The 12,376-nt window shown below is 70.9% G+C and carries 14 protein-coding genes; 5 read left to right on the top strand and 9 right to left on the bottom strand.

Features of this window, described 5'->3' with window-relative positions; genetic code table 11:
• Positions 1–38 precede the first annotated feature (38 nt).
• Positions 39–1,001: a LysR family transcriptional regulator gene (locus ACZ6I3_RS22020; RefSeq protein ID WP_469416653.1), complete on the top strand. Its 963-nt coding sequence runs from the start codon at positions 39–41 to the stop codon at positions 999–1,001.
• Positions 1,002–1,097: 96 nt separating this feature from the next.
• Here ACZ6I3_RS22020 and ACZ6I3_RS22015 read toward each other — a convergent pair whose 3' ends face one another.
• Positions 1,098–1,859, bottom strand: a complete 762-nt coding sequence (locus ACZ6I3_RS22015; protein WP_469416651.1) for an alpha/beta hydrolase — start codon at positions 1,857–1,859, stop codon at positions 1,098–1,100.
• A gap of 123 nt (positions 1,860–1,982) precedes the next feature.
• Here ACZ6I3_RS22015 and ACZ6I3_RS22010 point away from each other — a divergent pair, with 123 nt between their 5' ends.
• Both ACZ6I3_RS22010 and ACZ6I3_RS22005 read left to right on the top strand, forming a co-directional pair.
• On the top strand, positions 1,983–3,140 hold the full coding sequence (locus ACZ6I3_RS22010) for an adenosine deaminase (protein WP_469416650.1): 1,158 nt from the start codon (positions 1,983–1,985) through the stop codon (positions 3,138–3,140).
• A 142-nt stretch (positions 3,141–3,282) separates the two neighbouring features.
• Positions 3,283–3,609: an ATP-binding protein gene (locus ACZ6I3_RS22005; protein WP_469416648.1), complete on the top strand. Its 327-nt coding sequence runs from the start codon at positions 3,283–3,285 to the stop codon at positions 3,607–3,609.
• A gap of 85 nt (positions 3,610–3,694) precedes the next feature.
• On the opposite strand, the gene ACZ6I3_RS22000 is transcribed toward ACZ6I3_RS22005, so the two are convergent.
• The 5 genes from ACZ6I3_RS22000 to afsQ1 form a co-directional block, all read right to left on the bottom strand.
• Positions 3,695–3,907, bottom strand: a complete 213-nt coding sequence (locus ACZ6I3_RS22000) for a PspC domain-containing protein (protein WP_184591126.1) — start codon at positions 3,905–3,907, stop codon at positions 3,695–3,697.
• A 63-nt stretch (positions 3,908–3,970) separates the two neighbouring features.
• Positions 3,971–4,555, bottom strand: coding sequence for a VanZ family protein (locus tag ACZ6I3_RS21995; RefSeq protein WP_469416646.1), 585 nt, complete (start codon positions 4,553–4,555; stop codon positions 3,971–3,973).
• Positions 4,556–4,653: 98 nt separating this feature from the next.
• The gene (locus tag ACZ6I3_RS21990; RefSeq protein ID WP_469416644.1) at positions 4,654–5,274 is read right to left on the bottom strand and encodes a hypothetical protein; all 621 of its coding nucleotides are present in this window, start codon (positions 5,272–5,274) and stop codon (positions 4,654–4,656) included.
• On the bottom strand, positions 5,274–6,878 hold the full coding sequence (locus ACZ6I3_RS21985) for an ATP-binding protein (RefSeq protein WP_469416643.1): 1,605 nt from the start codon (positions 6,876–6,878) through the stop codon (positions 5,274–5,276). The genes ACZ6I3_RS21990 and ACZ6I3_RS21985 overlap by 1 nt, the downstream gene beginning before the upstream one ends.
• On the bottom strand, positions 6,875–7,552 hold the full coding sequence (afsQ1, locus tag ACZ6I3_RS21980) for a two-component system response regulator AfsQ1 (protein WP_432965551.1): 678 nt from the start codon (positions 7,550–7,552) through the stop codon (positions 6,875–6,877). The genes ACZ6I3_RS21985 and afsQ1 overlap by 4 nt, the downstream gene beginning before the upstream one ends.
• Before the next feature lie 237 nt (positions 7,553–7,789).
• Here afsQ1 and ACZ6I3_RS21975 point away from each other — a divergent pair, with 237 nt between their 5' ends.
• Entirely contained in the window at positions 7,790–8,539 is a 750-nt protein-coding gene (locus tag ACZ6I3_RS21975; RefSeq protein ID WP_469416641.1) for a SigE family RNA polymerase sigma factor, read from the top strand.
• Positions 8,540–8,767: 228 nt separating this feature from the next.
• Here ACZ6I3_RS21975 and ACZ6I3_RS21970 read toward each other — a convergent pair whose 3' ends face one another.
• On the bottom strand, positions 8,768–9,427 hold the full coding sequence (locus ACZ6I3_RS21970; protein WP_469416639.1) for a uridine kinase family protein: 660 nt from the start codon (positions 9,425–9,427) through the stop codon (positions 8,768–8,770).
• Between the two features lie 101 nt (positions 9,428–9,528).
• Here ACZ6I3_RS21970 and ACZ6I3_RS21965 point away from each other — a divergent pair, with 101 nt between their 5' ends.
• On the top strand, positions 9,529–9,930 hold the full coding sequence (locus ACZ6I3_RS21965; protein ID WP_469416637.1) for a hypothetical protein: 402 nt from the start codon (positions 9,529–9,531) through the stop codon (positions 9,928–9,930).
• Between the two features lie 126 nt (positions 9,931–10,056).
• Here the strand turns inward: ACZ6I3_RS21965 and ACZ6I3_RS21960 are convergent, their stop codons facing one another.
• Both ACZ6I3_RS21960 and ACZ6I3_RS21955 read right to left on the bottom strand, forming a co-directional pair.
• Positions 10,057–10,941, bottom strand: a complete 885-nt coding sequence (locus ACZ6I3_RS21960) for an aldehyde dehydrogenase family protein (RefSeq protein ID WP_469416635.1) — start codon at positions 10,939–10,941, stop codon at positions 10,057–10,059.
• A complete protein-coding gene (locus ACZ6I3_RS21955; protein WP_469416634.1) occupies positions 10,934–12,370 on the bottom strand; it encodes an aldehyde dehydrogenase family protein in 1,437 nt (478 codons plus the stop codon). The genes ACZ6I3_RS21960 and ACZ6I3_RS21955 overlap by 8 nt, the downstream gene beginning before the upstream one ends.
• Positions 12,371–12,376: the final 6 nt, after the last annotated feature.

Below are 12,376 nucleotides of genomic sequence, written 5' to 3'. Positions count from 1 at the left end.
TGATCCGTCCAATGCATGGAACGGCGATAATCGTTCCCATGGTGCATCAATCCAGTTCAGCGGCTCGCCTGTCACCATCCAGTGACACAGAAGACATGGCGGAGATGTCGAGGGTGCTGGCGCCCCGCCTCGCGTATTTCGCCGGCGTCGCCCGTACCGAGCACGTCACCCGCGCAGCGCAGGAGATGAACGTCCCGCAGTCGACCCTCTCCCGGTCCATGGCCCGCCTGGAGCAGGACCTGGGCGTCGACCTCTTCGCCCGCCACGGCCGTACGGTCTCCCTCACCCCGGCCGGCCGCACCTTCCTCACCTCCGTCGAGCGCGCCCTGGCCGAGGTCGAGCGCGCAGCCGAGGAGGTGCGGGCCGACGCCGACCCCTTCACCGGAAAGGTCGCCTTCGGCTTCCTGCACACCATGGGCGCCGAGACCGTCCCGGGCCTCCTCCAGGCCTTCCGCGCCGACCATCCCCGTGTCCGTTTCAGCCTGGTCCAGAACTACGGCGAGGCCATGCTCGAACGCCTCCGCGCCGGCGACCTCGACCTGTGCCTGACGTCCCCCGTCCCCGACGCCCCCGGCCTGGTGGCCCGCCGCCTCGACGAACAGAAACTCCGCCTGGTCGTCCCCGCCGACCACTCCCTCGCCACCCGCCGCCGCATCCGCCTCGCGGAAGCCGCCGACGAAACCTTCGTCACCCTCGAACCCGGCTACGGCCTGCGCCGCATCACCGACGACCTCTGCCAGGAGGCGGGCTTCAGGCCCCGCATCGCCTTCGAGGGAGAGGAGGCGGAAACCCTCCGAGGCCTCGTGGCAGCAGGCCTCGGAGTAGCCCTCCTGCCCCCACCGGCGGTCCCGCGCCCCGGAGTGGTCGAACTGACGGTGACGGCCCCCCGAGCGGTCCGAGAGATCGGCGTGGCCTGGCTGGAGGGCCACCCGGACACCCCGCCGGTAGCAGCCTTCAAAAGGTTCCTGCTCTCAAGAAGAGGCAGCTTGCTCCCCACCTAAGGGGCGCGGGGCTGTATCGATCTGCGGCTCCGCCGCGTGGGCGCGAGCAACCCACCACGACCCGCACCCCGAAACCCACAGCCACCCCAAACGGCGCTACCGCCGCAACGAAGAACCAAACCCCGCAGCCAACGGCATCCGCAACCCCAACGGCGGCGGCGCGGCGAACGCGTCCCGCACCGGCCGGGACACCGCCCGCCCGAACACCGCCCCCATCACGAAGTCCTCGGCCAGCGCCAGCACTTCATCCCGGTACTGATGCAACCCGTGCCCATCCGCGTGCACTTCGAACCGGCACACATCCCGATTCGCCTTCTTCACCCGCGCCGCCAGCCGGAACGACAACTCGGGATCCGTCCGCTCGTCGTTCGTGCCGTGCACGATCAGCACCTGCCGCCCCACCAGCTGCTTCACCGGTTCGGGTGGCGCCGCCACATCATCCTCCGGCAGCCAGGGGGCCAGCGCCAGCACGGAGTTGACGGCCTCGTGCCCACCCGACCGCAGCCCGGCCCGGCCGCCCATGCCGGTTCCCGCGAGGCAGACGGGAACGTCCCCGTAACGCCGTACGACCTCGTCCGCCGCCCAGGCGGCATCGGCCGCGAGATTGGCCTCGCCGCCGTTCCAGCCGCGGCAGCGGTAGTGCACCACGTGCGCGGCCAGACCCTCGTCCCGGCCCGCCCGGGCCAGCCGGCGCCCCAGGGCGCGTACGGAGGCGGTCGCCAGCATGGGCGACGGTCTGCGGCCGGAGTTCTCGTCCCCGTTGGGCAGCAGCAGCACCACGCCGCTCACCGCCGTCGGCTCCGGACCGAGTGTCCTGCCCAGCCGGGCCCTGCGAACCGGCGTCGCTTGGTGTGCCATGACAGAACAGTGTCAGAAGCGAGGGTGTATTCAACCCGTCCCCGGGGTCACCGTTACGTATCGACGAAAACGTAAAGGGGCCGAAGAGGCGCCATCTACGCGCGTAGGAGTTACAGTGCGGAAATGACGAGCCAGACCATCGCGAACACCCCGACACCGGACCAGATCCGCCGGGCGCCCAAGGTTCTGCTGCACGACCACCTCGACGGCGGCCTGCGCCCCGCCACGATCGTCGAACTCGCCCGCGAAACCGCCTACACCCAGCTCCCCGAGACCGACCCGGAGAAGCTCGGCATCTGGTTCCGCGAGGCCGCCGACTCCGGTTCCCTGGAGCGGTACCTGGAGACCTTCTCCCACACCGTCGGCGTCATGCAGACCCGCGAGGCCCTGGTCCGGGTCGCCGCCGAGTGCGCCGAGGACCTCGCCGAGGACGGCGTCGTCTACGCCGAGGTGCGCTACGCCCCCGAGCAGCACCTGGAGGGCGGGCTGAGCCTCGAAGAGGTGGTCGAGGCCGTCAACGAGGGCTTCCGGGAAGGGGAGCGGCGCGCCAGGGAGAACGGCCACCGCATCCGCGTCGGCGCCCTGCTCACCGCCATGCGGCACGCGGCCCGCGCCCTGGAGATCGCCGAACTCGCCAACCGCTACCGGGATCTGGGCGTCGCCGGGTTCGACATCGCGGGTGCCGAAGCCGGCTACCCGCCCACCCGGCACCTGGACGCCTTCGAGTACCTGAAGCGCGAGAACAACCACTTCACCATCCACGCCGGCGAGGCCTTCGGGCTCCCGTCCATCTGGCAGGCCCTCCAGTGGTGCGGCGCCGACCGGCTCGGGCACGGTGTGCGGATCATCGACGACATCCAGGTCCACGAGGACGGCCGGGTCGAACTCGGGCGGCTCGCCTCGTACGTCCGGGACAAGCGCATCCCGCTGGAGCTGTGCCCCAGCTCCAACCTCCAGACCGGGGCGGCGTCCTCGTACGCCGAACACCCCATCGGGCTGCTGCGCCGGCTGCATTTCCGCGCCACCGTAAATACGGACAATCGCCTCATGTCCTACACCAGCATGAGCCGGGAATTCGAGCACCTTGTCGAGGCGTTCGGTTACACGCTCGACGACATGCAGTGGTTCTCAGTCAATGCGATGAAATCAGCGTTCATTCCTTTCGATGAACGACTGGCCATGATCAATGACGTGATCAAGCCGGGATATGCCGAGCTGAAATCCGAATGGCTGTTCCGGCAGACCGCCTCCACCAGCGGCTCTGTGGATTCGGAGGGCTGATCCGGCGGGAAATGGCGCACAGGGAATGCGGGCGGTGTTCACAAGCCGTCCGCATTTCGATGTTTGCGGCGAGTGGTGCCGCGTGATTACGGTCGCCGCACCGCTCACACACCCCGTCATCCCATTGCGAGGACGCGTTTTCATGAAGCAGTCTGCTGCCAAGTCCCTCGGTGTCGCCGCTCTCGGTGCCGCCTTCGCCGCCACCGGTGCGGGTGCCGCGGGCGCCGCCCCGGCCGTTCCGGACGCCACCCAGGCGCTGGGGGGCGTCACCCAGGCGCTCCCGGCGGAGCAGCTCACCCAGACGCTGCCGGCGGGCTCGGGCGAGGCGGTGGGTCAGGGGCAGAGCCTGGCCGGTACCGGTCTCGCCGCCGCCCAGCCGGTCGCCGGGCAGTTGCTCGCCCAGGGCCCGAACGGCCCGGCCCCCAAGCTGATCGGCGGGCTCCCGGTGAACGGCATTCCGCTCGCCTGACCCTCCCGCCCGTGCGGACCCACACGCCGATGGGGCGCACCCCTGGATACAGGGTGCGCCCCATCGGCGTTTCCGCGGCGGGCGGTCACCAGGCCGTCTGGGCCTTGTTCCGCACCTTGTCCTCCGAGGGCAGCACGATCCACAGCGCGATGTACAGCAGGAACTGCGGGCCGGGCAGCAGACACGAGACCAGGAAGATCACCCGCATCGTCGTCGTGGAGGTGCCGAAGCGCCGGGCCAGCGCGGCGCACACTCCGCCGATCATGCGGCCGTGGGTGGGGCGGGCGAGGCGGGACATGTGCGGCTCCTTCAGCGTCGGTGTGCGAGGTCTCTCGTCCGAGTACCCCATCTGCACTCCACGCTACGGAGACGAGGGGGGCAAAGCGTCGCTCCACGGTGCGATCCCGACCCTGGGAATCGTCGGGGTCCGACCCTGAGCCTGCTCCTCCGGGAGGAGGGGCGCCCCGCCCAGGGGCGCGGTGGAGCGACGGCGCAGCCAGGAGCGGGCCGCGGGGACGAGCGCGAGGTGCGCGAGGCCCACGCCCGCGGTGTTCAGGAACAGCGAGTCGACATCCACGACCTGACCGGGCACACCGGTCTGCAACAGCTCGATGCCCATCGACAGCAGCGCACCGGCCGCGACGGCGCGCAGCAGGGACGCCAGCGGCGAGACGACCAGCCTGCCGCTCACCATCGGCAGCAGCACGCCCAGCGGGGCGAGCAGGGCCAGCTTCTCGCCGATGTGCCGGGCGGCCTCGGGCCAGCCCAGGGCGAGATCGGCCCGGATCCCGGCGAACGGCCGCAGATTGGCGGGCATCACCCAGGGCACCTCCAGGGGCCGCAGTGTGAACCAGGCGACGAACGCGAGGTGTGCGACGAGGAGGACACCTCCTGTCACACGGATGCGGAACTCGGCGCTGCCGCCGATGGGGCCTTGACGCTGCACGTCCCCCTAGACGCGGCCTCCGGCAGGATCGGTTCCGGGATGCCCCCCGGGAGGCGTGTGAGGCGTGCGCCACAGCCGGGCGGAGACCGCCCGCGGCCTCACTCGCCGGCCACGTCCTTGGACGGCGGTTCCGTGCTGCCCGGGCGGGCCCGCACCTCGTCGGTGCACTCGTAGCGGCGCGGGGACTCGGGGCCGGGACCGCCGAGGACCACGGAGCCGTCGCCCTCGGCGGCGGCGGAGTCGGAGAAGGTGCAGACGATCTGGGCCAGGGCGTACGAGGTGAGGCTGTCCGGTGCCGTGCTCAGCCGCAGCGCGTCCTCCGGGTCGCCCTTCAGGGGCCCGCCCACGGTGATGCCACCGCGTACGTCCGTGCTGTACCCGGCCTCCTTCTCGGCGGGCGACGGGGTCTCGGCCAGCTGGTCCAGCAGGCCCTGCGCCACCAGCATGCGCCGCTCGGAGTCGGCCGCGCCGTCCGGGACCCGTACGGTCCGGTCGACGGTAACCAGCGAGGACCCGCACAGCAGGAACACCTGCACCGGCAGCCCCCGCGCGGCCTGCGTCGACACATCCGGCTCAGCCAGCGAACACTGCACCCGCGAGGGCGCGGGCCCGAAGTTCGTCGGCACCTCCGTGGCCCGGATCCCGCAGCCCGCCAGCAGGACGGCGAGCACGGGCAGGCCGGCCAGCCGGGCCAGGGCGCGTGGACGTCGGGTGGTCATCAGGCATCCCCCTTCGAGTCCTCGGCTTGGCTCCGGCCGGCGTCCGGCCTGGGCTCCTCCTCGTCCCCGGCGGGCTGGTCCGCAGAGGCGGAGGTGCCGCGCGGGAGCCGCAGGGTGAACACCGCGCCCGAGTCGGCCGAGTTGGCCGCGGTGATCTCGCCACCGTGGATGTGGGCGTTCTCCAGGGCGATGGACAGGCCCAGGCCGCTGCCCTCGGAGCGCGGCCGGGAGGCGCTGGCCTTGTAGAACCGGTCGAAGACATGCGGCAGCACGTCCTCGGGGATCCCGGGCCCGTGGTCCCGCACCTCGATGACGAGCGAGTCGTCGTCCGCCCGGACGACGACCCGCACCGGGGAGCCACCGTGCTTGAGGGCGTTGCCGATGAGGTTGGCCAGGATGACGTCGAGGCGGCGCGGATCCAGGCGGGCGTGGATGCCGCGCTCGGCGTCCAGCTCGACCGCGTCCAGCCAGGCCCGGGCGTCGATGCACGCCGTGATCTGGTCGGCGATGTCGACGTCGTCCAGGACGAGCCGGGCGGTGCCCGCGTCGAAGCGGGTGACCTCCATCAGGTTCTCGACCAGGTCGTTCAGCCGCCGCGTCTCGCTGACCACCAGCCGGACGGCGGGCTCGATCATCGGGTCCATGCTCCCGGTCTCCGCCTCCAGCTCCTCCTCCAGGATCTCCGTCACGGCGGTGATCGCGGTGAGGGGAGTACGCAGCTCATGGCTCATGTCCGCGACGAACCGCCGGGACGCCTCGTCCCGCGCGGCCATGTCGGCGACCCGTTTCTCCAGCGCCTCGGCCGCGTGGTTGAACGTCCGGGACAGATCGGCGAGTTCGTCGGTGCCCGACACCCTGAGCCGGGTGTCCAGCTTGCCCTCACCGAGCCGCCGCGCGGCCGTCCCGAGCCGCTGCACGGGCTTCAGCACCGTCGTCGCGGCGGCCTGCGCGAGCAGCGCCGAGCCGATCAGCGCGAGCCCCGTGGCGATTCCCAGCGACCAGGCGAGCGAGTTCAGATCCTTCGCCTCCGGTTCCAGCGACTTGAGCATGTAGCCGGTCGGACCGCCGCCGATCACCCGCGTCCCGGCCACGAGATACGGCGTGTCGTGGTCTATGACCCGCTGCCAGTACAGGTGGTACGGGTGCTTGTTGGCCCCGTCGACCTTCTGCGTCTTGTTCACCGCCGTGCGCAGCGAGGCCGGCACGTCCCGCAGCGAGAAGCCGCTCAGTCCGCCGGAGCTGCCGTAGACGGTCCTGCCGTCGGCGTCGCCGGCGACCAGCAGCACGCTGAAGCGCTGGTCGCTGCCCGCCATCTGGCCCGCGGTGTGCTGCAACTCGTCCTGCGTCGGCCGCTCGGGCAGCGCGCCCGCCCGGTTCTGCATCTCCTGCTCGAAGTCGCGCAGCACGGCGTCCTGCGCACGGGTGAGGACCGCCTCGCGGTTGAGCCAGTACGCGATGGCGGACGCGGACACCGCGGCCGTCAGGGCCACCAGGCCGAAGACGACGACCAGCCTGAGGCGCAGGCTGGTGAAGCGCAGCCGCGACAGAACTCCCTTGCGTTCCGCGGTCCAGCCGCGGTTCCCCCCTTGGCGCGCCTGTGTCACTGAGGCGTGTCCAGCCGGTAGCCGACACCCCGCACGGTACGGATCAGCGTCGGGGACGAGGGCACGTCCTCGACCTTGGCGCGCAGCCGCTGGACACAGGCGTCCACGAGCCGCGAGTCACCCAGGTAGTCGTGCTCCCACACCAGCCGCAGCAGCTGCTGCCGGGACAGCGCCTGACCCGGCCGCCGGCTCAGCTCCAGCAGCAGGCGCAGCTCGGTCGGCGTGAGCTGGAGGTCCTCGCCGTTCTTGGTCACGGTCATCGCCGAGCGGTCGATGACGAGGCTGCCGAACGACGCCGCGTCGTTGGACTCCCGCTCGCCACGCCGCAGCACGGCCCGGATCCGGGCGTCGAGCACCCGCCCCTGCACCGGTTTGACGACATAGTCGTCGGCGCCGGACTCCAGCCCGACGACCACGTCGATGTCGTCATTGCGCGCGGTCAGCAGGATGATCGGCAACTGGTCCGTGCGCCGGATGCGCCGGCACACCTCGAACCCGTCGATGCCGGGCAGCATCACATCCAGCACGATCAGATCCGGCCGCTGCTCGCGCAGCAGCTTCAGACCGTCCTCACCACTGGCAGCGGTCGCCACGCGGTGACCCTGGCGCGTCAGTGAGAGCTCCAGGGCCGTCCGGATGGCGTCGTCGTCCTCGATCAGCAACAGGGAAGGCACGGGCTCATTCTGGCCCATGAGGGGGGCGTGGTTCGACCTGTGGGCCGAGATCGGCGCCGCGCCTACCGCCGACACCTGTGTACGAGCCGTGGCCGTCCTGTGGCCGACCCCTGTGACAGGCCTGTGACAGTCGGCGGACACGGCGATGAAAGTGCCGCGGCAAGCTTCTCGGCACAGGCAAGAAAGCCCGCCGGACCGGCGGGCCGCACACCGGAAGTCCACGACGGGGGGCGCGAGATGAACACGCTGCACGGCATCAGCACCAGCGCAGTGATCACGCGTCTGCACGACGTGCACCGGGGTTCCGAGAAGTCCGGTGCCGTGAGCGGGCGGGGGTGCGCTCGCGGCACCGGGCGTCAGCACACCGGGTTCATGACGGTGGTTGACACACCCACGGGGGAGATCAACAAGGGGGCTCACGGGGGAGCCGCGTACAGGGAGGACTCGGGGGAGCGCCGTTCGCTGTCGGAAGCGGAGTTCACCGCCTACGTCCAGGAGCGCCGCGCCTCCCTGTACGCCACCGCCTACCACCTCACCGGCGACCGCTTCGAGGCCGAGGACCTGCTGCAGAGCGCGCTGTTCTCGACCTACCGGGCGTGGGAGCGGATCAGTGACAAGGCGGCGGTCGGCGGATACCTCCGCCGCACCATGACCAACCTGCACATCAGCGCGTGGCGCCGCCGCAAGCTGAACGAGTACCCGACCGAGGAGCTGCCGGAGACCGCCGGTGACACGGACGCGATGCGCGGCACCGAGCTGCGCGCCGTCCTGTGGCAGGCGCTGGCCCGGCTGCCCGAACTCCAGCGCACCATGCTGGTCCTTCGTTACTACGAGGGCCGCACGGACCCGGAGATCGCGGAGATCCTCGACATCAGTGTCGGCACGGTGAAGTCCAGCATCTGGCGGTCGCTCCGCCGGCTGCGCGAGGACGAGGTCCTCAGCTTCGGCCGTGACGAGGAAGACGCCTTCGGCGAGCTCGTGGCCTGAAGGTTCGGGGGGGGAGCACCACAAGGGGGTCCCACGGGGGACTGCGGAGGCGCTGGGGGGCGTCTCCTCAGGAGAGTGGGGACACGGGGGGACACGGGGGAAACAAGGGGGAGGGAACGGGGGAGCACCACGGGGGAACACAAGAGCGGGACTGGAGGGCCGGGGGGTCCGTCCAGTCCCGCTTTTCCGTTCTCGCGTCCCGTGTCGTCCGTCTGACGTCGTCGCCGCTCAGGCCGCCGTACGGAGACCGGCGCACCGGCCCGCCGCGGCGGCCGCCAGCCGGCCCATCGCCTCGTCGCGGTCACAGGCGTACGCGCCCAGCGCGGTCTGGCGGTTCACGATCGAGCGCTCCTGCCGCATCAGGCGCCAGCCGCGGCGCAGCAGGAACGGCACCGACTTGCGGCCCTCCCTCAGATCCCGCAGGAAGCGGCGGCGGAACGTCTTCACCGGGCCGCGGCTCAGGCACAGCGCGTCGGCCAGGACGCCGAGTTCCCGGCAGCGCGTGACGATCTCCGCGGCGAAGATGCCCTCCGCGAGGAACAGCGGGGTCCGTCCGATCTCGACCGTCTCCTCGCCGGTGCGGGCGCTGAGCGAGAGGTCGTAGACGGGGACGGCCGTACGGCCCGTGCGGCACAGCTGGGTGATCGCGGTGACGGCCGTGTCGGCGTCCCAGGAGTCCGGATGGTCCCAGTCGATGTCCGAACTCCCCTCCACCGAGGGCAGGGTCGGGTCGTCGCCCTCCTTGTAGAAGTCGTCGAGCCGCAGCACCGGAAGGCCGGAGCGGGCCGCGAGGAGGGACTTGCCGGAGCCGGAAGGGCCGCAGAGCAGCACGACTCGCGTCGGTATGGGCAGAGGGGAACTCACGGGACACCAGTGTGAGGCATCCATCGGGGGCCGTACGACCCCGCGGGTCGCCTTTGATGCGCGCATCACATCTCAACTACCCTTCGTGTCGTTCCGATTACCCAGAGCGTCAAAAGGTGGCAGTGATGGCCCGACACGTCTCACCCAAGAAGCCGACCGTCCAGCGTGCCCTGGCCGTCCTCGCGACCGCGGGAGTGGCACTGGGGGCGGGTGCGGCGACGGCGTCGGCCGCGGCGGGCGCCGGCTCGGTCCTGGACGCGGCCCGCACCTCCCTGGGGAAGACCGACCTCCGGTCCGGCCTCCAGGCCGCCGGTGACACCCTCGCCTACACCACCGGCACGGTCACGGGCCTCAAGCCCAACCCCCTCGCCGGTACGGGAGTCGACCCGCTCGACAACGGCGTCGGCACCGAGGTCGCCGACTTCAAGCCGGTGGATTCCCAGGAGGTGACGGGCCCGGTGGCCCAGGCGCCTTCGGTCGGGGACGCCCTGGTGCTGGGCCAGGTCACCAGGCTGGTCTCGGGGTAGTTCACCGGCCGTGCAGCGGGACACCCCGACGGCATTGAGCAGCGGAGCTGATCCGGCCCGCGCACGGAGAAGCCCCGGGCCTCCTGGACGGAGGAGGGCCGGGGCTTCCGTACCGGAAGGGTGCGTCTAGTAGGAGGAACCCGACGCGCCCAGTGACCCCGTGGGGTGCCAGACCGTTTTGGTCTCCAGGAACGCCGTCATGCGGTCGGTTCCCGGGGTCTCCGTGTAATCCACAGGCTGTGGACGGAGGACGCGCTTGAGGTTGTCGGCCGCCGCGATCTCCAGTTCCTTCGCGAGGGCCTCGTCGGCGCCCGCGAGGTCGATCGCGTTGACGTCCTGGTGGGAGGCGAGCGGGGTCGCGATCTCCGCCGTGCGGCCCGAGAGGACGTTGACCACGCCGCCCGGGACGTCCGAGGTGGCCAGCACCTCGGCCAGGGACAGGGCGGGGAGAGGGGACTTCTCGCTGGCCACCACGACCGCCGTGTTGCCGGTGGCGATGACCGGGGCCACCACCGAGACCAGGCCCAGGAAGGACGACTCCTGGGGTGCCAGGACCGCGACGACGCCCGTCGGTTCGGGGGAGGACAGGTTGAAGAACGGGCCCGCCACCGGGTTGCCGCCGCCGATCACCTGGGCGATCTTGTCGGTCCAGCCCGCGTACCAGACCCAGCGGTCGATCGTCGCGTCCACGACCGCCGCCGCCTTGGACTTCGACAGGCCCTCCGCGTCGGCCACCTCACGCGTGAACTGGTCGCGGCGGCCTTCCAGCATCTCGGCGACGCGGTAGAGGACCTGGCCGCGGTTGTACGCCGTCGCGCCGGACCAGGCGCCGAACGCCTTGCGGGCCGCGACGACCGCGTCACGGGCGTCCTTGCGGGAGGAGAGGGGGGCGTTGGCCAGCCACTTGCCCTTTGAGTCCGTCACCTCGTACACCCGGCCGCTCTCGGAACGCGGGAACTTTCCGCCCACGTACAGCTTGTAGGTCTTGAGGACACTGAGTCGGTCAGACATCGAGGTACGCCTCCAGGCCGTGGCGGCCGCCCTCGCGGCCGAAGCCCGACTCCTTGTAGCCGCCGAAGGGCGAGGTGGGGTCGAACTTGTTGAACGTGTTGGACCAGACGACACCCGCACGGAGCTTGTTCGCGACCGCCAGGATGCGCGAGCCCTTCTCCGTCCAGATGCCGGCGGAGAGGCCGTACTGCGTGTTGTTGGCCTTGGCGACCGCCTCGTCCGGCGTGCGGAAGGTCAGGACCGACAGCACCGGGCCGAAGATCTCGTCGCGGGCGATCCGGTGCGCCTGGGTGACGTTCGTGAAGAGCGTCGGGGCGAACCAGTAGCCGCTCTCCGGAAGTTCGCAGGCCGGCGACCAGCGCTCGGCGCCCTCCGCCTCGCCCTGCTCGACGAGGGAGGTGATGCGCGTCAGCTGCTCCTCGGAGTTGATCGCTCCGATGTCGGTGTTCTTGTCGAGCGGGTCGCCGAGGCGGAGCGTCGACAGGCGGCGCTTGAGGGAGTCGAGCAGCTCGTCCTGGATCGACTCCTGGACCAGGAGACGGCTGCCGGCGCAGCAGACCTGGCCCTGGTTGAAGAAGATGCCGGTCACGATGCCCTCGACGGCCTGGTCGATCGGGGCGTCGTCGAAGACGATGTTGGCGCCCTTGCCGCCCAGTTCCAGCGTGAGCTTCTTGCGGGTGCCGGCGACCGTGCGCGCGATCTCCTTGCCGACGGCCGTGGAGCCGGTGAAGGCGACCTTGTTCACGTCCGGGTGGGCCACCAGCGCGGCGCCCGTGTCGCCGTAGCCGGGGAGGATGTTGACGACGCCCTTGGGCAGGCCCGCCTGGCGGCAGATGTCCGCGAAGAAGAGCGCCGAGAGGGGGGTCGTCTCGGCGGGCTTGAGGACGACCGTGTTGCCGGTCGCGAGGGCCGGGGCGATCTTCCACGCCAGCATCAGGAGCGGGAAGTTCCAGGGGATGACCTGGCCTGCCACGCCCAGGGGCTTCGGTGAAGTGCCGAAGCCCGCGTGGTCGAGCTTGTCGGCCCAGCCCGCGTAGTAGAAGAAGTGCGCGGCGACCAGGGGCAGGTCGGCGTCGCGCGTCTCCTTGATCGGCTTGCCGTTGTCGAGGGTCTCGAGGACGGCCAGCTCGCGGGAGCGCTCCTGGATGATGCGGGCGATGCGGAAGAGGTACTTCGCGCGCTCCGCGCCAGGGAGCGCCGACCACTTCTCGAAGGCCTTGCGGGCGGCCTGGACCGCGCGGTTCACGTCCGCCTCGCCCGCCTGGGCGATCTCGGAGAGGACCTCTTCGGAGGAGGGGCTGACCGTCTTGAAGACCTTGCCGTCGGCCGCCTCGGTGAACTCACCGTCGATGAACAGGCCGTAAGAGGGTGCGATGTCGACGACCGCGCGGGACTCGGGGGCCGGGGCGTAGTCGAATGCGCGTGGCACGTTTTC

Source organism: Streptomyces sp. NPDC041940 (assembly GCF_055589465.1).
The sequence above is the reverse complement of the archived record's forward strand: the minus strand, read 5'-3'. Positions and strand labels throughout refer to the sequence as shown.